The sequence below is a fragment of the Prevotella communis genome, assembly GCF_022024175.1.
In the GTDB taxonomy this organism is placed as follows: domain Bacteria; phylum Bacteroidota; class Bacteroidia; order Bacteroidales; family Bacteroidaceae; genus Prevotella; species Prevotella communis.
In genome coordinates this window covers 135,297-155,849 of the sequence record NZ_CP091794.1, presented here as the reverse complement: position 1 = coordinate 155,849, position 20,553 = coordinate 135,297, and the positions used below count along the sequence as shown (strand labels likewise).

Genomic DNA, 20,553 nt, shown 5'->3' with positions numbered 1-20,553 from the left:
AAAATAAATTGCGGCTTTTTCAGAGGGTGGTAAGCGTATCCGCTTTGACGCCTTGCAGGCTATAGTGCCTTCCATCTGTCAGGCAGTAGCTCCCTGTATTTCTGTATGTCTACAGGTTTCTTAGGAGGTATCGCAGCAGCCCTGTTGATAATGTCAGAGATGTATTCAAAGAAATTAATCCCCAGGAGCCTGCACGAGCATGCCAGCGAGTAATATATGGCTGCACGCTCCGCTCCCTTATGGGATCCAAAGAAGAGTGAGTTCCTTCTTGATAGGGATATGTATCTGTTGAGTCTTTCTACAAGATTGTTGTCCAGATTGTAGTCGCCTCTGGTGAAGATATTCTCGATGGCTTCCCATTCGTTGATCATATAGTTCACGGCATTATGCCTGTCCGACTTGGGCAGCATCTCCGGATCAGCAGCCATCTGGTCGAGCTTCCTGCGTATCTTCTTCAGTATCCCTGGGGCATACTTCCTCCTCCAGCGGAGATTCTTCTCCGTTGTCCATCCGTCTGTTCCGATCTTGTGCTGATGCTCCATCTGATAGAGCTCATTGATGAGCCTGACTATAGCCTGTGCCTCTTCGTCATCGTCGCCGCAATCGAGGAATTTCCTCTTCACATGCTGCAGGCAGGACAGTCTCGTAAGCTGTGCCGCCATCTTCCTGTAGGGAGCAAAACCGTCTGACTGGAAGGTCCCTCCATAGTCGCCTATATAGTTAAGGATGACGTCCTGTCCTCTTGATCCGTCATGATAAAAGTAATAGACCAGGCCTGTATGTATCGCTGTCACTACCCAGATATATCCTTTCTTCGAGCCCTTTCCGCCAGGCACCTTGACAAGCACGCGGTGATAGGTCTCGTCGCCTGCCAGATAGTCGTCCTCCTTGACTGCCTGCCCCATCGCCTTGTACAGGTTTTCAAAAATGGCCTCTGTCTTGCGCAGCAGTCCGTGGGCCGTCCCCTTGTCCATATCGAAGCCGTTCTCAGCAAAATACTTCACGATACGCTCCACGGGCATGGAGTAGATGTAGCGCAGCTGGGCGATGCCTGCAATGAAGGAGCCGTCGTAGTTGGAGCCCTGCAGAGGAGCAAGGGGAGCCCTGCCCTCCATGATGCTTCCGTCCTGGGTATATACATGTACGTGATATATTTTCTTGATGAAGCGCATGGGTACGAGGATATAGCGTACCACGTCACGGGTATCGATCAGGCGTGCCTTCATCTCGTCGAAACGGGCATCGGTGGGATAGACGTCTTCTTCCTCTATTTCTACCTCGTAGTGTTCCTTACGCCTGGCACCGTAGTTGGTCTTCTCCCTCGGCTTCGGCTCTGGATCTGCCTGCACATCGTTGGAGTTTGGAGCAGGCTCATTGGAAGCAGCGACTGACGGAGTCTGCTTCTCCGACCTGTTCTGCTGTATCTTCGTCAGTCCCTTGATGATGTTGTGCTGTTTCTGTTCCTCGGCATTCTTCTGGACGAGCAGGTCCTCCAGCGATGACACCTTCCTGAGAAGCTCATCCACCTTACGGTTGGCATCTCCAAGCTGCTGTTGGAGAAAGGCAATCTGCTGCTGGAGCATACTGATAATCTCGTCCTTTTTCATACCACAAAGGTACAAAAAAAAGACGAGAGCACCAAAGAAAAACCAAACTATTTTTAAATTAATTTACTGATAATCAGACGATTGCAAAACACAAGAATTTTCAATTCTCAGTCTCTTGCGATATCTGACACTCTTGAGGCTCACACCCCGCATGATGGCGGAAAGTGTCCTGTAGGGCATCTCTACGGCCTTCTGACCAGGCCTGAAACGGGGAAGCTCGAAGGTGCCTCTCTCCAGCCGCTTCTGGTAGAGAAGGAAACCGTCGCCGTCCCAGCAAAGGAGTTTCACCATCTGACGGTTCTTGCCAAAGAAGATGAATACATCACCATTGAGCAGCGGACGCTTCAGTTCCTGAATTACCAGTTTTGAGAGTCCGTTGATTCCCATATTCATCCGCACATAGCGCTGGCACACATAATACTGTCTGCTTTCCTCTAATCCGAACATGGCACGCCCTCCCCGGAATAAAGTTTAAGGAATGAAACGACTGCCTCGGCACTGCCGCGACGAATATTGATCACCGTCCCGTCAGGAAGTGTCAGGCTGATACCCGTAAGAAGGTCACAAGGACGGATGGGAACATCTGGTTCAGATGCCAGACGGACTGGAAGAATCGATGGTGCTGACGACATAGATGAATCCAACGTGTCTGACTCATTACGAAACTGGAGAACGCGGCTCTTCGCATCGTGCACACTGTAGCCACGACCGTAAAGCCACTTCTCGAAACATCGTTGCTTTACGTGGACAGAACGAAGATATGCAGCAAGGCGCAAGCGAGGCTGCTTCTCTAATTCTGAAAGAAATTGATGCCAGGTCTTCTCATGACGGGCATCGGCTGTCTGTAATTCCATATTGCATAGTCTATTTAAATTAAGAATATGCAAAGGTACCGACTTTTGGGATACGAGTCAAGACGTCAAAGCGGATACGCTTACAGAGGGTGGAGTGTTGGGGTTAGTGTTGGGTGGGGTGTTAGGGGGAGTGTTGGCATAACACCCCACCCAGCGCAAACCCAGCATTTATCGTAGTTTCTGAAGATTTTATGCTAAAAGGTGGAGTCTTGATGAGCAACTCGTCGTTTCTCTATCAGCAACTCGACGTTTCTCTACTGCTTAACCATAGATTTTTCTTTCCCTAACTAGGAAAAAATTATTCCCTAACTAGGGAATTTTTACTGCCTAGTTAGAGAAATAATTCCGTCCCCAGCGGACTCCCAGTCCGTAGGGAGCGGACTCTGATTCCGTCAGGACGGAATAATATAGGCATACTCCTTCATAGTTTTACTTATTATTAGTCAAGATCCATTCTTTAAAGAACGGATCTTCCATTTCGTAATGGTTAGAATAGATGACATAACCATCCTTCTGTAGACGTTTTAATGCACTATAAATAGTACTGGTACGATACTCACCTGACTGCAAAGGCTTATTAGATACCAAACGTTGGAGTATCCATTTATTTGTCCTATTAAAATTCATCCATAGACGCTCATAATCTAGACCATGAGTTGTTACAATATAATCTATGGCTTTTTGTACAGGGTCTGAAGTAGCAGGCTGAAGCATTCCTATCTGCCACACGTTGGCAGCTAGCTGCTGGGAATAATATGGATGACAATCTGTGTAGTCTAGAATCCTATCCGATAATTCTTCGTGGGTCTCTACAAAACATTTTGCCAAACGCTCCGACAAGTATTGATGAAAATCCTCATGAGGTAGCTTGCCTAAACGCATCAGTTCTCCAAAATGATAGAATGGCGATTTCTTATCCTCAAAGATATCCGTCATCATGCTTTCCTGACTTCCAAGTAAGATATAGTTGATATTTTTCTGCTTTTGCATGATAGAACGCAGTTGCTTATCAAGTTTTGGAGCCAAGTCACGAATTTCCTGAAACTCGTCAAGTACCACAATCATACGATCTTGTTCTGAATGCGCTTTCTCAATTAAAGTCAGCACATCTTCAATCAACACTATTCCGTCTACACCTGGTTGAAATGAAACATCCATAGACCCAGTCAGAGGATTTGTTGATATCGTTGGTATCACACGGAAATGAGTAATCAGATGTCTTACACGTTCCAGAGGGTGTACCTTGAAAAATTCTTTTAGTAGTTTTGCAGACAAATCAGAGACGGAGGTAGCCTGTTGTAAGTTTACAGTAATATTTTTACGACCACTTTGTTTTACAGCTTTAGCCACTACGCTGCTTTTTCCAAAACGACGTGGACTAATCAGTACCAAATGGTTTGCACTTTGTATAAACTGTTCAATGTAGGCCACTTCTTGAACTCTATCTGTGAAGTACTCTTCTTCTACGATAGTGCCGAATTTAAAAGGATTTTCCATATTACGCATTTTTTCGTTACGAAATTTTTCGTAGTCCGTGCAAAGGTAGCGATTATTTCTGTTACCACCAAATAAAACGTATGTTTTTCTACTTTTGAAAACCAAAATCACAAATTTGAATAAAAAAAAGTAGTTAGCGGATTCTATTTCCGACGCCTGCGAACTCTGAGTCCGTGCCCTACGTACAGACATCTTGTATTTTCTGATTGGCGCCATGAGACAAAATAAAAACAAGCAGGAAACAATAAGACAAGGAGAGTACCCGTTAAAGAATAGTCAACCCTTAATGCGAACAAAATGCAAAGGGGCATCTTAACCGTTTAGCCCGGATTATCATACCTTTGTACGCAAAAGATACAGACACCTCGTCTCGAAAAAAAAGAAATGATGAAACAAACAATCCTTTTTCTACTTGCATTCGTCTGCATCGGATGCAGCTTGCACAAAGAACGTCAACAACCATTTACCTTACAGGGGGTCTGGCAACTTTCAGAGGCTGAGTTTCCTACGGGGCAAGCTCAATCATTTCCATCAGAAGGAATAACCTACCTGCGCATCTACGAAGGCGACAGCATCATGTACCAGTGCAGGCTGACACGCTCAGAATCGGCACTCGTAATCCAGCCAAGTGAGATCTCTGACGTGAAAGTGATTGACACGGGCGACAAGGAACGACTTTATCTGGAGGATGGGGACCCGTTTCCGCTGACTATCCTGGACGATTCCACCATCACCATCCAGCAAGGAGGCATCCTCTACACGTGGCGCAGAGCCGATGAAATAGCTAAGGAATGGAAGAAAGAAATCTGTGAGATTATATCAGACGACCTGAGTGATGACCATCAAGGAGAGTTTCACAGCTATGTACTCTCGTCAAAAGAGCGACAACAGGAAAACATGATTCATTGGTTCATAGGCTTCTCGATCGTGATTACCATTGTGGTTATCATCGCCATTCAAGCTGCCATTGTCTATCGCAGGGAGAAACGCAAACTGAGATTCCAGCTGCAGCAGATTCAGGACATGCAGGAGAATCGTCCGCAGGTGGTGCGACAGGCCGTAGAGACGATGGAGAAAGAATTCTTTGCGTCGGACGACTATATCTCGCTGCAACGACGTATAGCAGGCGGACAGCTACTGAAAGAACAGGACTGGCTGGACATAGAAGCCCAACTGAAGCGTGTCTATCCTGCCTTCTCCAGTCAGTTGCACGCCCTCTATCCTTTATCGGAATTAGAATATCAGGTATGCATGCTCATCAAACTGCGTATTGCTCCCACAGATATTGCCAGCGTCATGGCTCGCAGCACCAGCACTATCAGCACCATGCGCAGTCGCCTTTATACAAAGGTATTCGGACGTAAGGGCGGTGCAAAAGAATGGGACGATTTCCTGCAAGGCATCGGTGTATAAGGCAGTTCGCAAACTGTTCGCATCGACAATGCGAAGGATATGCGAAATAAAAAACTTGATTCTTCGTTGGAAAGTGCATATCTTTGCAGCGTCAATTCTATCAATGTTTAACCAAATAAAAAACTTAAAACGTATGAAGAAAGTATTTTTCATTTTGACACTTGCTCTTATGTGCGTGATGCAGGCAGATGCCCAGAACGCCAAAGTTGACGACAAAGAACTCGTAGGCACATGGATCATGGAGTCTATGCAGTGGAAGGGCGAGAAGAAGATTGTATGTGGCAAGGAAATGGGCTACACACAGTTTAAGTACTACGGACCTGATGGCGAGTATGCCTGTGCTATGATCACGATGGACAAGAACGGCAAGTGCGCGGTGTCTCCTCATGAGTACGGCACCTACACCTTCAAAGACGGCTGGTACAGCGAGATGGGACGTGAGAAGATCAAGGATGCTATGATAATGATAGACAAGAACACCTTTAAAGGCGTATGGGAGCATAAGCGTTTCGACATCTGGAAGAAGGTCAAGATGCCTGAGAAGCTGCGTAAATACCTCATTGACTGCTGCAAGACACAGAATCCACCTGCTGACGTTCAGCAGATGATGAAGCAGAATATCTTCAAATAATGTAAATAATCATCAAAAGTTTTAGTTTTAGCTTAGCTATTCAGGAGACCGCAGTGATGCGTTCTCCTGATTTCTTTATGCGTATTAGCGATTCCTCAGTCGCGTCCAACGAATCTGACGAGAGAAGCCACGAGGGTCTTTTACAGTAAAGAGATATTCCCGACCTATGATAAAGGGATAGGTCACAAATTGCGTGAAACTGAGGATAGGAGTATCATCTATCTTCGTGATGATATCGCCCTGACGGAAGCCTAACCGATAAGGCTCACCCTGTTCCCAAATCAAACCCACAGAGGGCATAGCCCCTTCAGGCACAAAGGCGATATCCTGTTGACGGTTGCCGACCGTTGTCTGCACCTGCTGGTTGTACGGCTGGAAACAGATGCGCTTCTTGTGGGGCAGGAATATCACAGCACCATAGTTCAGAAGACCAGCACCAAGATGAGACTCGCCCTGCGTGGTCACCGTATGGACATCGCAGAAAGCATGATCAAAGGCACTAAGACGCTGCAGATGCAGGAAAAACACCTCACTAAGCCGCTCGCTACCAAAATGACCGATAGCATGGCGTCCCTGAGAGCGCCCCTCTATAAGAGAGTCGGCCTCAGCACCTATCTTTGCACGACAGGCATCAAAGCTCTGACGACTTATGCCATAGAGCGAACGACTGCCTGTATCAAAGAGCGTAAATTCCTTGAATCGTCCTGCAGGACAGACCTTAATATAAGGTACGTGATACTTCAGTTTATAACGGGCAGGGAAAGTCTGTTCGTTGCGAAAGAAATCTTTGCAATCGGTAAGGATAAGCAGACGGTGGTTTACATCAATCTTTGCGCTCAGCCCGCGATTAATCAGATCAAAGCCTATGATTCCATCAATATTCCTACCTGCTACAGGGCGACGAAGAATGGTGGCCTGACATCCCGTCAAAGTAAGGTGTCCCAAGGAGACTGGAGGCAGCGTCACCAGCTGTACGGTATCTATGGCACCTGTAGCATCCTGAGAACGAATAAGACCTGCAGGACGACACCCATCGATGGGCGAGTCAGCATAGACCACAGCCTGTGCAGCACCCGTATCAAAGAGAAAACGATAACTCCTGCCACCAATCTCTACAGGCAGGAGTACCTGTCCGCGCTCCCACTCTATAGCGATGGTATCGACGAAATTTGCACAATCAAGGGTGAAATCATAACGATAGCGAGCAAGTTGTGCATTTAAAGGTAAAAAAGTAAAAAGGTAAAAAGGTAAAACACTCAATACCCATACGAACTTAGTATGAACGTTCACCATCTTACCTTTTTACTTTTTTACCTTTTTACCTTCTATCCATTTCTTTCAGCAGTCGGTCGGCATGGCCCCACTTATCCATCATAAAGAGGACATAGCGGATATCCACACCGATGCAACGGGCCAACTGGCTATCGAAGAAGATATCGCTGGAGAGGCTGTCCCAGTTGCCATCGAAAGCCAGACCGATAAGACGGTTCTGAGCGTCAAACATAGGCGAACCTGAGTTACCACCCGTGATATCATTGGTGGTAAGGAAGCAAAGCGGCATATTACCAGCACCTTCCAACAGAGAAATCATCTCGGGCTGTACCTTATAATCCTCGATGGCGTCACCTGTTTTCATCTTCTTCACCATGCTGGGAGCATAGGTCTGGAAGCCAGAAGGCTTTCCGCCAAGGTTGTACTCCTTCACCTGTCCATAAGACAGACGCATGGTGAAATTAGCGTCACTATAGTGGGGCAGGTCCTCCTCCATACGCAGTTTGGCAGCGCAGAGATACTGCTCCTGCTCATCGATAGAGTCGTTGATAGCCTGAATCTCCACACGCAGCGCCTGCATCACCTCGGTGATGTCAAGACCAAAGCTGACACCAGGATCCTTCATAAAGGATTTCTTATTAGGATAAAGACGTGCCTTTTTCTTCATCAACTTTGACTTGGTATAGAGGTAATCGGCATATTTCTGACAATCGCCACCAAAGTCCTTGTCGATAGTCTTAAAACAATCGGGCAGGAATCGCTGATCATTCAACTTAGCACGATAGTTCTTCAGCAAGGTGCCCAGCGTCTCGCAGTCGGTAGCAGCATCAAAGGTCTCACTATTATCCTTGATGGTGATGGTCTGACGCTTGCCGGTGCCCTTAGGACTGGCACCGTTGTGCACGAAGAGGGCGCGGGTTGACAACTCATCCGTGCGACGGAAAGTCTCGCCCCACAACATCAAGGCCTCCATCACCTCCATACGTTTCTTATACAGACGCTCCATCTTGGCAAAATCCAGTTTTCCAGCCAGATAACCACTCTCGCGGAGCCACTGCTGAAGCTGTGCCTCGAACTGCTGTTTCTGCTGAATCAGGCCGATGGAATCGATACATTTGTTCATACCGATAGAGTTCTTCCAGTAATTGGACGACTGGGCATACTTAGAGTCGTACTTGATACGCACAGCCTCAGAAGCATCCATGTGGCGCTTCATCACCTCCTGCTTCACACCACGCACCTGGGCACGGACAGCATTCTGGACATAGCGCTCCTGAATGCCATAGCTTGAAAGGTAACGGCTGGTGCTGCCAGGATAACCCATGGTCATAGAGAACGAGCCCTCCTGATAGCCCTCGTTGGAGATGCGTGCCCAGTGTTCAGGATGATAAGGCACGTTATCCTTGGAGTAGTCTGCAGGCCCGTTGGTCTTGGGGTCGGCATAGATGCGGAACACAGAGAAGTCGCAGGTCTGACGGGGCCACATCCAGTTATCGGTCTCGCCGCCAAACTTACCCATCGACTTAGGAATGGTGAACACCAGGCGCAGGTCGGTGAAGTCGCGATAGGTGGTAGCGAAATAGCGGTTACCCTCGTAGAAAGGCAATATTTCCAGACGTAACGTAGAGTCGTTGGCCTTCACCTCCTTAGACATCACATTCTCGATGGAGTCGAGGAAAACGGTCTTGTGCTCCTTTGTCATCTTATCAAAGCCATGCGCCATCAGGGTATCGGTGATATCCTTCTGCTCCACCATAAAACTCACGAACATATCCTTATTAGGCAACTCCTCCTCATAGCTCTTGGCATAAAAACCATTCAGCATATAGTCGTGCTCTACAGTAGAATGAGAGCGGATAGCCTCGAAGCCACAGTGGTGATTAGTAAACACCAGTCCATCGGGTGATACAACGACACCAGAGCAATAGCCAGAGAAATTGACAACGGCATGCATGATGGCATCGTCGGCCTGATAAAGTTTTTCGTAAGGCAGACTATAACCATAGCCCTTCATCTGCTCATAGACAGCATGGGGCAGGTTGTAAAGCGTCCACATGCCCTCATCGGCATGAGCGGGAATCAGAGTAGTTACGAGTGTAACTAGTGATACTAGAATCTTTTTCATGTTGAACTGTTTTTTTATTTTGTTTTCCTGAATTTTTTACCAATAACGGGGAGACTGCTCAAAGGCAGGTCCTTGTGGATGATATAGGCCACAAAGAAAACAATACACATAGTATTGAAAGGTATGGCGAAGATTCCATCGTGGAACCAGACCTCATGGCCATATATGAAAGCGGTGAGAACAATCGTAATCAGCACATAGACAGCGATTTCCTTCATAGGATAAGGAATAGGATTCTTGATCTGACCCACGATATAGCTGAGCACCATCGCCGTGCCATAGCCGGCCACACCGCCCCAGGCACAGGCCCAATAACCATATTTGGGGATAAAGATGATATTGACGGCAAAGAGCACCAGACAGCCTGCCAGGGAGAACCAGGCACCATAGATGGTCTTGTCGATCAACTTATACCAGAACGACAGGTTGAAATAGACACCCATCATAATCTCGGCGGCCATTACGATAGGCACCACACCCAGTCCCTCGCGATACTCCTCGCCAATGATATGCTGCAGGATAGGCATCCAGCCCACCACACAGAGGAAGGCTAGCAGGGTGAATATCAAGAAGTATTTCATGGCCGAGGCATAGTATTCCGTCTTGTCGGCATCCTTGCTCTTGGCAAAGACAATAGGTTCGTAGGCATAGCGGAAGGCCTGCGTGATCATCGCCATAATCATAGCTATCTTCACACACGAGCCATAGATACCCAGTTGCACGTTGGCCTCAGCCTCATCAGGATAGACCAAGGGGAAGATAATCTTGTCGGCCACCTGGTTGAGGATACCTGCAATACCCAGCACAAGGATAGGCCAGGAATAGGCCAGCATCTGCTTGAGCAGTTTGCCGTCGAACTGCCACTTGATGCTGAACAGTCCTGGGATGAAGAAGAAGGTAATGAATCCTGTACACAGCAGGTTGATGAAGAAGACATAGAATACTGATGTCTTACCCAACCATACGAAATAGAGGACGTTAAGACCAATGTTGAGTACGATAAACAGCATCTTCAGCAATGCGAAACGGATAGGACGCTTCTGGAATCGCAGGTAGCTGAAGGGGATAGCCTGCAGGGCATCGAGTGCCACCACCACCGCCATCATCAACAGATAGTCTGGATGCTCGGCATAGCCCAGACTGTTACTGATAGGTGTGATAAAGCCAAAGATGAGCAGCAGAAACACCAGCGTCAGCGACCCCACCACCGCCATCGCCATCGAGAAGACCGTGTCGGGCTTATGGCGCTCATCGTTGGCAAAGCGAAATAGCGTGGTCTCCATGCCAAAGGTGAGAAGTACCAGAATGAGTGCCGTATAGGCATAGATATTCGTGCTCACACCATAGTCGCCCGATGCCTTGGGCATGTAGTGTGTGTAGAGCGGCACCAGCAGATAGTTCAGGAATCTGCCTACAATACTGGAAAGACCATAGATGGCCGTGTCTTTTACAAGTGATTTAAGATTTGCCATTTCTTTTTATGCAAAGAATAGATAGGATATAAATATCGCAGCAATGATACCTGCCAGATCGGCCAGCAAGCCGCAAGCCACAGCATGACGGGTATAGCGGATGCCCACACTGCCGAAATAGACAGCCAGGATATAGAAGGTGGTATCTGTAGAACCCTGGAAGACACACGACAGGCGACCCACGAACGAGTCGGCACCATAGGTGGTCATCGCATCAACCATCATACCACGGGCACCACTGCCAGAGAGGGGTTTCATCATTGCCGTGGGCAAGGCTGCCACAAAATCGCTGTCGATGCCACAGGCCTCAACCAGGGAACCGATGCCCTGAATCACGTAATCCATAGCACCAGAGGCCCGGAACACGCCGATACCCACGAGGATAGCCACCAGGTAGGGGATGATACGGATGGCAGTAGTGAAACCATCTTTCGCTCCCTCGATAAAGGCATCATAGACATTCACCTTCTTGAAGACGCCAGCCAGGATAAAGGCCATGATGATCATCATCAGGAGGATATTGGCCACGGTGGTGCTGACGATATTCATCGTCTCGCCATCCAACCGGCTGAAGCCCCAGATAACAGCAGACACCAGCACACAGGCACCACCCAGCGTCAGGATGATGGTACGGTTGAACAGGTTGATATGCTGGTAGATAGAGGTGATCAGCACACCCATGATGGTAGAGAAGAAGGTGGCCAGCAGGATGGGGATAAACACATCCGTGGGCTGGGCAGCACCCATCTGGGCACGATACACAAGGATAGAGACTGGTATCAGCGTCAGTCCGCTGGTATTGAGCACCAGGAACATAATCATGGGATTCGAGGCGGTGTCCTTCTTAGGATTGATCTCCTGCAACTGTTCCATCGCCTTGAGGCCCAATGGTGTGGCCGCATTGTCAAGTCCCAGCATATTGGCGGCGATATTCATGAAGATACTGCCTGTCACGGGATGACCCTTGGGCACGTCAGGAAACAGACGCACGAACAGAGGCGACAGCAGTCGAGCCAGCACATTGACCACACCACCCTTCTCGCCAATCTTCATCACGCCCAGCCAGAGCGACAACACGCCCGTCAGGCCTAAGGAGATCTCAAACGCCGTCTTCGATGAGGAAAACGTAGAATCCATCATAGCGGGGAAGACCTCGAAGTCGCCCCAGAAAATCAGTCGCACCAATGCCACGATGAATGCGATGACGAAAAACGCTATCCAAATATAATTCAGTACCATACAGCTTGCAAAGTTACGAATAAATATTGAATTTCAACCAATTCTTTAACAAAAAAGAAGAGCAACCGCATTCACGGTCGCCCTCCTTGTGTATTCTATGGTAAAATTTATTAGTACCAAATCACTTCTCTGTTCTGGACCCAGTCCCTGAACAAAGGATATCTGCTTTCGATTGCCTCGTACTCGTCGCACCATACGAAGGTGGGCTTCACGGCAATCTTGGCAGCAGGAATACCCTGATGAGCCTCCAGCGGGCACCACTCATCCCCCTTCAGCACCAGAATCTCAATATCACGGCCACGCTTAGACTTGTCGATACCAGTAATCTCAAAAGATACAGAAGGATAATCAGTCTTATGACCTGCAAGGGTATTGACCATCGTAGAGGTACTAACACCAAACATATCGTGAACCTCTACGCCAGCAACTGTCAGGGGCAGCGTACCACCAGCAGCCTGCAGCGTCACAAGAGCAGAGGTATTTGAGGTGAAGGTCACATCAAAGACCACGTCGTTAAAGTCGAAGTCAGACGACTCAGAAGCACTCAAGTCCTCAGCGATAATACGTACATCAGGCGTCAGTTCTGGTGTGTCGCCAGATTCACCGCCTTCGCCTTCACCTTCGCTGCCACTGCCGGCGAAACCAGCACAGCAACGTGAGGGCTGAATCGTGATAGCAGGCTTGCCATCCTCGAAACCAGGTGCGAAAATCTTGGCATTACCCTTGAAGTCGATATAAGGATACTGACCGGAATAGCCATTACCAAAGTGGTTCTCGGTATAGACATAGAGGTTATTACCATAGGTCACCTCATAGCCCTGGTTATCGGCACCCTTCTTGATTTCCTTGGCATCCAGCACAGCATAGCCGCCTGTCTCAGGACCATAGAAGCCATAGTCGGCCTTGGTGGCGTTCAGTGTACAGGTGCCAGTAACCTTGAACACAGAGTTGGCGCCCATATAGACATAGAAGGGACCGCCGTTGAAAGCACTCCTGCCTGTTGAGTAGTTCTTAGCCCAGTTGCCACCACCATTGAAATTCTTAGTGACAACACCTGAACCAGCGTCCATCTTGAAGTTACCATTGCCAGGGTTATCACCCAGGTTGATGTTGAAGTCCTCGTCTACAGTAAGGCGACAGTTATTAATCACCTCATCGCTGGCAGCGTTATAGATAAAGTTGCCCGTGTGGTAGTGACCATTGTTCACCCATGTGTTGTCGTTACTATTCACGAAAGTAGTACCTGTGATACGTACAGAGTCGTTGTTCTCTATCTTACCACTACCAGCTGTGTTCAGGTCGGCAGCCATGATGATACCGTCGTTCACCACAACAGAGAGATTGTTTTCCACAGAAATCTTCGTAGCCACAGTCACCTTACCCACATTATAGAGCAGACTATTACTGTTGGTTGACAACTTATTAGCCTCGATAGAACCGTGGTTATAGATATGCAAGCCATTATTCAGCTTCAGCTCACCAGGTGTCACAATCTTGGAGCCGGCAGCCATATAAATCATGGTATTTTGCTGCAAGTTAGCAGCATTGTTGGCATTCAATGTCAGGGTAGCACCTTCCAGCAGATAGAGCTCAGAGTTACCATCGAAATAGAATGACCTGTCTGAGAAGTCGCAGTTGCCCTTAATATAAAGCACGCCACCAGAGCGGTCCTGCCAATTACCCTCGGCAGTAGCACCGCCCCAGATATTCAGATCGCCCTGCCAGGTCTCGTCAATATAATTATTGGCACGACCTACATTCTGGGTCAGTTTCTGGACACCGTCAGGCACGGCTGCCAGGAACTTAGTGGCAGCAGCATCAGAGGGGAAATTATAAGAGGGCTGTATTGTGCGTGTCATACGTGCACCAGCTGTCTCGTCTGAGCCAAAGCCCCAGTCCTGATCGGCAGCAGGCACGCCGAATGTCTTCACAAAACTTGTGCGATAAGCTATCTCCGCCTGACTCAGGTTATTACCTTCAAAGTCATGCGAACAACTGACAAGACCTGTTACTATCGCAGTAACGGCTGTTCCAAATAAAATAAATTTCTTTATCATACAAATAATTTACGTAAATATCATTTCCATAGAAATAGTTGGTGCAAAGATAGTCAAAAAAGCTATGCATTTGATTATAAATGCGTTAAAAAGTACAAAATACGCATAGATTATCGATAAAAATCACCTCTCATACCTCGAAAACGATTGTTTTTTTGTAATTTCGCCCACAAATTAAATAAAGTCATGAGAAAGAGTAGAAAGTATTTATTGGGACTTTTGTTGACAGGCGGATTATTCTCACTATCATCCTGTCGACACATGGAGATGAGCAACGACCAATGGCGGGAGATTATCCAGAATATCTATCCTGTTGACTCTATCGACAGTCAGCATACGTGGAATCTGCTGCAAGACAAGGCATTAACCGTTCGTGTGAAGATTGCTGACCCTAATATCACCACCGTCCAGGTATTGAACGGCAATCCCTATATCACAGAAAGTGTGGAGATACTGGCTGAGCGTCCTTGCACAACAGGTCATTATGTGAGTCCCACATTTAAAGTGCCCAACGTAGCCCCCACCCTTTACGCAGCAGCTATCAACAGCGATGGCAGATATTATGTGGTGCCTGTTGACGGGGCTAACGATGTGACCATCGGTGGTAGCAGGGTTATCAACGATGGTACGCTCTATCAGCCTACTTATCAGACGTTTACATACCTCTTTGAGGAAGACTACCCCTTCCCTGGCGACTTTGACTTCAATGATGTGGTGATGCGCATCTCGCAACATGCTGCCAACGACAGCACCCTGAAACTCACGGTGACACTGGCCGCTGTAGGTGCCACCAAACAGGTTGGTGCTGCTATCCGCCTGCCCAACATCAATTTCGACTATGTGAAGAGTGTGACCATTGACGAGGGGACACGCTTTGATGAGAACTATGGCATCAACCGCTATTTTATATCCAATGATGAGATCTACAGTCGCGGACGTGACGGCTCGGCTGTCATCAACCTGTTTGACGATGCCCATTGGTGTATGAATGCCAAGGAGGAAATGGGACAGGTGGTACGTATGTACTACAACACCCGCAAATACGAGGCGGAAAACGAGAGTGCCATCGTGCCTGCAGTGTCGCGCACCTATACCATTAATATGAAGTCAAATGTCAATGCCTACTACCAGTCGTTGGCCCTTATCGATCCCTTTATCATCGTATCCAACAATGGTCTTTGTGTGGAGGTGCATACCTATAGGTATAAATACGACGAGGCCATCTGGCACTATACCAATGGTTCTGCCGGCATGGACGACCGTGTGCCCTGGGCTCTGCTGATACCCGATGCCACGTTCCATTATCCTGTAGAGGGTATCACGATGGGTATGTATCGCGATGGACAGATATCAGGAGCCTACAGCCGATATAACCACTCCTTTGGACAGTGGGGGCGCAATCATACCGTCTCCAAAGACTGGTGGCTCTACGAGAATGCCACTAAGGCACAGGTATATTAAACAAGAAAAAAGTGGTCTTCCCCAGACAGGAAAGACCACTTTTATTTATTTCTTATCAGTTAGTTCGCGGGTGTGTAGATATACTCTTCTACAGGATTGCCATTGCTGGTCTCGTACCACTTCTTAATATTATCGTCTGTGGTAGCAGCATCCTTGGCAAACTCGATGAAGTTAGGATAAGCATCCTTGATACACTGGAACTCACGCGGCCAGCGCCAGTTGCCAGGAACCACGATGCCATGAGGATCCTCACCCTGCTTAGCCACATGGACATCACCTGAAGGCGACTTAATCCAGAAGTCGGCTGTCTCAAACGAGAAATTAGCGGGTTTGCGAATCGTCTCCGTAATAGGATCAACCTTGATACCATCATTCACCGTATTGATGAACTTACCTGCTGCCTGACCAAACACCTGATGAACCTCCTTGCCACTACCGGCAAACAGGACCATATCATCCAGATAGACGGTAAGGTTATTGGCAGCACCTGTACAACAGAGCGTGATATCCAGACGTGTGGCATCCTCAGCATTCTCACTGACCTTAATCACCACATCATTCATATCGTAGTCGCCAAGGGGCGTATCCTCGAAGGCGTATGTCCATACGGCAGGTTCGCCAGGAATAACCTGTGCAGGCACCTCACTTGTATCATGATAACCATTTCCTGTACAGTCACCACGAGGAATGGTGAAGGTAGAATTGTCTTCGTTTGTCCACTTCGATATCTTATTCACCATACCACGCATGTAGTAATAGTTGTAGAAGTTCTGGTCAATCTTAGTGCCATCATGCATATAGAAATTGGCAGAGTTCCAGTCCATGTACAGATTATCGGCTGTCTGCAGGTCTGTGTCGTTGTTAGCATAAACGCTACCAACCTTCACCACAGCAAACTCATTATAGGCTGTAGGTCCATAGAGAGTGGCACCATTGGCCTTGATAGAACCAGCTGTAATCAGACTAAGATGATGCAGTTCGTTACGGAAACCGCCCCACAAACCATTGCCAGTGATGTAGAGCTGACCACCCACATCCAGTCTGCTGTTCTTCAGCATAGTGAGTCCACCCACGCCAGCGTTTCCAGTAAACTTCATATAACAGCCATTCACAATATTCTGGTTGTAGGCATCAGCCTCCATCGCATTCGTACGGGCTGTGATATGTCCAAAGTTGGTAAAGTAGGTGCCCTGAGAGGTACCCTTCAGCACATCCACATTGATAGTATTATTGTTATAGAAATGTGATCCATTGAGATTGAGCGTACCCTGATAGTCTATCGTTCCGGCATTATAGCACCATCCACCATTGTTCACGTTGAAAACGGCATTATTGATACCTGTAATCTTACCACCAGGGCAAACGACGAATCGACCTGTTCCACTGAAATGGTTTTCCGCAGCGTCAAGGATAATCTCACCGCCATCGGCCACCACCAGCGTGATGTCATTCAGGCTATTTGAACCCACCAAATGTACCTTACCCTCGATATAGAGCACCAAGCCATTATAAGTATTGGAATAGCCGTTCGTACTGAACGACTGTCTCAATTCCACATTTGCAGGCACACGATAGTGCTGCAAATCACCATACACGGTTCTTACACCTCCAGGATAAGTGGGATTCTGCAGACCGCGTCCTTCAAATTTGCTACCAACGATATCATCGTCAATAACGGTGTAGTTCTTCATCTGTGCAATGCTTATCTGCTGTACAGTCTTCCATGACTCTACACCTGTAGGATTCAGATAGTCGTTCAATGTCTTGGCATAAGGAGCAGCATCGGCATCATTCTCAGCAGCACGGTTAGATCGTGACTCGCTGGCAGCAGTACCGAAATTCATTGTCAGCACGCTATCCTCACGATAGGCGCTCTGCACAAGACGACGGAACTTACTGTCGAACACGGCAGCATAGAAGACACTGTCTGCTGAGGGAACATCAAGTTTCAGCGTGGCTGTATCACCCTCCTTGACCACGGTCTTGGCATAATAGAACACATCATCCTCAAACAACGGGTTCTTATCGTAAATCACCAAGGTGTACTCCTGATCAAGTCCCAGGTTTACCGACACATTGGCTGTGATAGCCGTTGATGCGTTCCAGTTCTGATTGGGATCAATCTCTATGCCAAGTTTCTCAGCAACGTTTTTCTGAACTTGTTCTTTGGAGGGCTGCGAATACTCCATATCATGTGAACAACCCACGAAAAGGGCCATTGCCAATGCAGCCATGCTATATCTCAGAATTCTTTCCATATCTCTTAATTTAACAATCACACGTGTACATTAGATTAAAGAAATCGGTGCAAAGGTATGCATTTTTTTCTATACGTAGGATCACGTATATGTTAAACTTGCTTAAATACCCCCTTTAGTCTGATTAGGATTGATTACCTTTGCATTCCATAACGACTAAAACGACAAAACGTATGAAATTCAGGAGTATGCTACTGTTTGTAGCAGTTTCGCTGGCTGCCACAAGCCTCAACGCCCAGAAAAAAGTATTCTTCTACTCACCCAATCCCAATGGTGGTCTGCGCATGGCCGTGCTCGAGAATGACACTTGGGACGACCTTGGCCGACTGTGTTCTTCGGATTATGGCACATGGGGTGCTGAGAAGAAGATGTACCATCCCTCGCTTTGTCGTGCTAACGACGGCTCTTGGCGTCTGGTGTTCCAGCTCAACGATATCGCTCCACTCTTCGGCGCCTCATATAGTCGTGACCTCGTAACATGGCGCCCACAGGACTACCCCCGCGTGAACAGTCAGAAGTGCAAGAACCCTGTTGTTGTAGCTGAAGGTGATGCTTTCAAGGTGTATTACCAGACAGCCAATGGTGACACGCGTCGCATCAGCGCAGATGCAGATTTCCGCCATTTCATCGGCGATGAAGCCGTTAAGGCAGATGTCAGACTATGGCATCGCGATACCGTTAGTATTAAGGGAGAACAGCAGACAGGTCAGATTTTCACGATGACTGATGCTGAAGTGCAACGTGTACGTGACGACTTCCGTCTGCAAGGAGAGAAATGGGCACCTACCAATGAGAGAATGCACGACGATGCGCAAAAATTATCGATTCCATCGGTGATAAATACCACCCTGACCGTTTCTCCCAATCAGGAAAAAAACATCAGCGACAAACTCATTGGCATCTTCTTCGAGGATATCAGTTATGCGGCTGATGGCGGCCTCTATGCCGAACTCATACAGAACCGTGACTTCGAATATACCTCAAAGGACCATCGGGGATGGAATGCCTCTACCGCATGGCACTCTAACAAACCTATCGAGATTAGCAGCGAGCATCCCCTGCATCCCAACAATCCCCACTATGCCCTTATCTGGCCTGACACACTATGGAACGAGGGATGGGATGGTATCGTCGTTGAAAAGGGCAAGAAATACAATTTTTCCATGTTTGTCTTTGCTGGAGGTCAGAAGCAGGACTTCCTCATTCAGCTGGTTGGCCAGAAAGGTCAGGTGCTGGCTCAGAGCAAGTTAAAGACCCGTGCCTCCGACTGGCAACAGTTCTCTACGGTACTCAAGGCTAAAGCCAGCGACGAGAAGGGTCGTCTGGTCATCATCCCCCAAAAGGTGGCCCGTGTAGGTATCGATATGGTGTCGCTTTTCCCACAGGAGACCTTTATGGGCCGTAAGAACGGCTTGCGAAAGGACCTCGCCCAGGTTATTGCCGACCTGCATCCTAAGTTCGTGCGTTTCCCTGGTGGCTGTATGAGTCATGGTCAGGGTCTGGAGAACATCTACCATTGGAATCATACGGTGGGACCACTCCAGAGTCGTAAGCCCGACTTCAACATCTGGAACTACCATCAGACACGCGGGTTGGGATTCTTCGAGTATTTCCAGTTCTGCGAGGATATCGGTGCCGAACCACTTCCTGTATTGGCAGCAGGCGTACCCTGTCAGAACTCAGCTAATAACGCAGAGGGTATCGGTGGACAGCAGGGAGGTATTCCGATGGCAGATATGCCTGCCTATGTGGAGGAAATCTGCAACCTGATTGAGTGGGCCAACGGCGACCCAGCCACCAACGAATGGGCTAAGATGCGTGCCGATGCCGGTCATCCGAAGCCATTCAACCTGAAATACCTGGGTCTGGGCAACGAGGACATCATCTCTACGGTCTTCGAGGAGCGCTATGAGATGATTTGTAAGGCTGTGCGTGAGCGTTATCCCGATATCAAGATATGTGGCACAGTAGGTCCATTCCATAGTCCCTCGGCCGACTATACCGAGGGTTGGGACTTCACCAAGAAGCACCCCGACCTGCAATATATGGTTGACGAGCACTACTACGAGAGCACTGGATGGTTTATGCACAACCGCGATTACTATGATAGTTACGACCGCACTGCTGCGAAAGTCTATCTGGGTGAGTGGGCAGCCTCTACCAATGTGAAGCGTCCCAACGTGGAGACGGCACTGGCTGAAGCCCTCTACCTCACGGATATTGAGCGTAATGGCGACGTGGTGGAGATGACGTCGTATGCTCCCATGCTCAGCAAGGACGGTCATTCCAACTGGAACCCCGACATGATTTATTTCTCTAACACGCATATCCGCACCACACCAGCCTACGAGATACAGCGCCTCTTCAGCGTTTATGGTGGCGACAGGTATATAAAATCGCAGTTCTCAAATCTCGATTCTCAATTAGCCCATCGCATTGGTGCAAGCGTGGTGCGCGACTCCAAGACCGGCAAGCGTTATCTCAAACTGGTCAACGCCCTCCCCTCTACCCTGAAGATTCATGTTGAGGGCATCAACCTGCCTGCCACGGTGAAGTGTCAGCAGTTCACTGGTGCTATTGACGACCAGAAAGCTAAAACGACAGAGATTGAGACCAACGAGCCTACGACGTTGCCCCCGTACTCCTTGCGCGTCATAGAGCTATAAG

Annotated in this window: 14 protein-coding genes; 4 read left to right on the top strand and 10 right to left on the bottom strand. The window is 48.1% G+C overall.

Features of this window, described 5'->3' with window-relative positions; translation table 11 throughout:
* Window positions 1-59: 59 nt before the first annotated feature.
* From tnpC to L6466_RS00625, 4 genes are all read right to left on the bottom strand, one after another.
* Window positions 60-1,607 (bottom strand): IS66 family transposase, encoded by a 1,548-nt coding sequence (gene tnpC, locus L6466_RS00640; RefSeq protein ID WP_237802313.1) that lies wholly within the window; start codon window positions 1,605-1,607, stop codon window positions 60-62.
* 63 nt (window positions 1,608-1,670) lie between these two features.
* A complete protein-coding gene (gene tnpB / locus L6466_RS00635; protein ID WP_237802312.1) occupies window positions 1,671-2,054 on the bottom strand; it encodes an IS66 family insertion sequence element accessory protein TnpB in 384 nt (127 codons plus the stop codon).
* A complete protein-coding gene (locus L6466_RS00630; RefSeq protein ID WP_237802311.1) occupies window positions 2,042-2,461 on the bottom strand; it encodes a hypothetical protein in 420 nt (139 codons plus the stop codon). The genes tnpB and L6466_RS00630 overlap by 13 nt, the downstream gene beginning before the upstream one ends.
* 429 nt (window positions 2,462-2,890) lie before the next feature.
* Window positions 2,891-3,958, bottom strand: a complete 1,068-nt coding sequence (locus L6466_RS00625) for an AAA family ATPase (RefSeq protein ID WP_237793693.1) — start codon at window positions 3,956-3,958, stop codon at window positions 2,891-2,893.
* Between the two features lie 384 nt (window positions 3,959-4,342).
* Between L6466_RS00625 and L6466_RS00620 the strand changes: the two genes are divergently transcribed.
* The gene (locus tag L6466_RS00620; RefSeq protein ID WP_237802391.1) at window positions 4,343-5,371 is read left to right on the top strand and encodes a helix-turn-helix transcriptional regulator; all 1,029 of its coding nucleotides are present in this window, start codon (window positions 4,343-4,345) and stop codon (window positions 5,369-5,371) included.
* 133 nt (window positions 5,372-5,504) lie between these two features.
* Entirely contained in the window at window positions 5,505-6,002 is a 498-nt protein-coding gene (locus L6466_RS00615) for a hypothetical protein (protein WP_237802392.1), read from the top strand.
* 84 nt (window positions 6,003-6,086) lie between these two features.
* Here L6466_RS00615 and L6466_RS00610 read toward each other — a convergent pair whose 3' ends face one another.
* The 5 genes from L6466_RS00610 to L6466_RS00590 all read right to left on the bottom strand — a co-directional run bounded on the left by L6466_RS00610 (window position 6,087) and on the right by L6466_RS00590 (window position 14,167).
* Window positions 6,087-7,295 carry an aspartyl protease family protein gene (locus L6466_RS00610; protein WP_237802393.1) on the bottom strand — a complete coding sequence of 403 codons (1,209 nt, stop codon included), beginning with the start codon at window positions 7,293-7,295 and terminating at the stop codon, window positions 6,087-6,089.
* 25 nt (window positions 7,296-7,320) lie between these two features.
* Entirely contained in the window at window positions 7,321-9,399 is a 2,079-nt protein-coding gene (locus L6466_RS00605; protein ID WP_237802394.1) for a S46 family peptidase, read from the bottom strand.
* Between the two features lie 14 nt (window positions 9,400-9,413).
* Window positions 9,414-10,871, bottom strand: a complete 1,458-nt coding sequence (locus L6466_RS00600) for a lipopolysaccharide biosynthesis protein (protein ID WP_237802395.1) — start codon at window positions 10,869-10,871, stop codon at window positions 9,414-9,416.
* 6 nt (window positions 10,872-10,877) lie between these two features.
* A complete protein-coding gene (locus L6466_RS00595; RefSeq protein ID WP_091813286.1) occupies window positions 10,878-12,110 on the bottom strand; it encodes a nucleoside recognition domain-containing protein in 1,233 nt (410 codons plus the stop codon).
* A 110-nt stretch (window positions 12,111-12,220) separates the two neighbouring features.
* A complete protein-coding gene (locus L6466_RS00590; protein ID WP_237802396.1) occupies window positions 12,221-14,167 on the bottom strand; it encodes a hypothetical protein in 1,947 nt (648 codons plus the stop codon).
* A gap of 186 nt (window positions 14,168-14,353) precedes the next feature.
* On the opposite strand from L6466_RS00590, the gene L6466_RS00585 reads away from it, so the two are divergent.
* A complete protein-coding gene (locus L6466_RS00585) occupies window positions 14,354-15,628 on the top strand; it encodes an LruC domain-containing protein (RefSeq protein ID WP_237813055.1) in 1,275 nt (424 codons plus the stop codon).
* A 59-nt stretch (window positions 15,629-15,687) separates the two neighbouring features.
* Here the strand turns inward: L6466_RS00585 and L6466_RS00580 are convergent, their stop codons facing one another.
* Window positions 15,688-17,886, bottom strand: coding sequence for a DUF4842 domain-containing protein (locus L6466_RS00580; protein WP_237813052.1), 2,199 nt, complete (start codon window positions 17,884-17,886; stop codon window positions 15,688-15,690).
* Window positions 17,887-18,059: 173 nt separating this feature from the next.
* On the opposite strand from L6466_RS00580, the gene L6466_RS00575 reads away from it, so the two are divergent.
* Window positions 18,060-20,552, top strand: a complete 2,493-nt coding sequence (locus L6466_RS00575; protein WP_237813050.1) for an alpha-L-arabinofuranosidase C-terminal domain-containing protein — start codon at window positions 18,060-18,062, stop codon at window positions 20,550-20,552.
* Window position 20,553 lies beyond the last annotated feature (1 nt).

Coding starts and splice junctions, on each gene's coding strand:
- tnpB (WP_237802312.1), bottom strand. CDS start 2,054: ATGTTCGGATTAGAGGAAAGCAGACAGTATTATGTGTGCCAGCGCTAT.
- tnpC (WP_237802313.1), bottom strand. CDS start 1,607: ATGAAAAAGGACGAGATTATCAGTATGCTCCAGCAGCAGATTGCCTTT.
- L6466_RS00590 (WP_237802396.1), bottom strand. CDS start 14,167: ATGATAAAGAAATTTATTTTATTTGGAACAGCCGTTACTGCGATAGTA.
- L6466_RS00585 (WP_237813055.1), top strand. CDS start 14,354: ATGAGAAAGAGTAGAAAGTATTTATTGGGACTTTTGTTGACAGGCGGA.
- L6466_RS00615 (WP_237802392.1), top strand. CDS start 5,505: ATGAAGAAAGTATTTTTCATTTTGACACTTGCTCTTATGTGCGTGATG.
- L6466_RS00605 (WP_237802394.1), bottom strand. CDS start 9,399: ATGAAAAAGATTCTAGTATCACTAGTTACACTCGTAACTACTCTGATT.
- L6466_RS00630 (WP_237802311.1), bottom strand. CDS start 2,461: ATGGAATTACAGACAGCCGATGCCCGTCATGAGAAGACCTGGCATCAA.
- L6466_RS00580 (WP_237813052.1), bottom strand. CDS start 17,886: ATGGAAAGAATTCTGAGATATAGCATGGCTGCATTGGCAATGGCCCTT.
- L6466_RS00620 (WP_237802391.1), top strand. CDS start 4,343: ATGATGAAACAAACAATCCTTTTTCTACTTGCATTCGTCTGCATCGGA.
- L6466_RS00575 (WP_237813050.1), top strand. CDS start 18,060: ATGAAATTCAGGAGTATGCTACTGTTTGTAGCAGTTTCGCTGGCTGCC.
- L6466_RS00625 (WP_237793693.1), bottom strand. CDS start 3,958: ATGGAAAATCCTTTTAAATTCGGCACTATCGTAGAAGAAGAGTACTTC.
- L6466_RS00610 (WP_237802393.1), bottom strand. CDS start 7,295: ATGGTGAACGTTCATACTAAGTTCGTATGGGTATTGAGTGTTTTACCT.
- L6466_RS00595 (WP_091813286.1), bottom strand. CDS start 12,110: ATGGTACTGAATTATATTTGGATAGCGTTTTTCGTCATCGCATTCATC.
- L6466_RS00600 (WP_237802395.1), bottom strand. CDS start 10,871: ATGGCAAATCTTAAATCACTTGTAAAAGACACGGCCATCTATGGTCTT.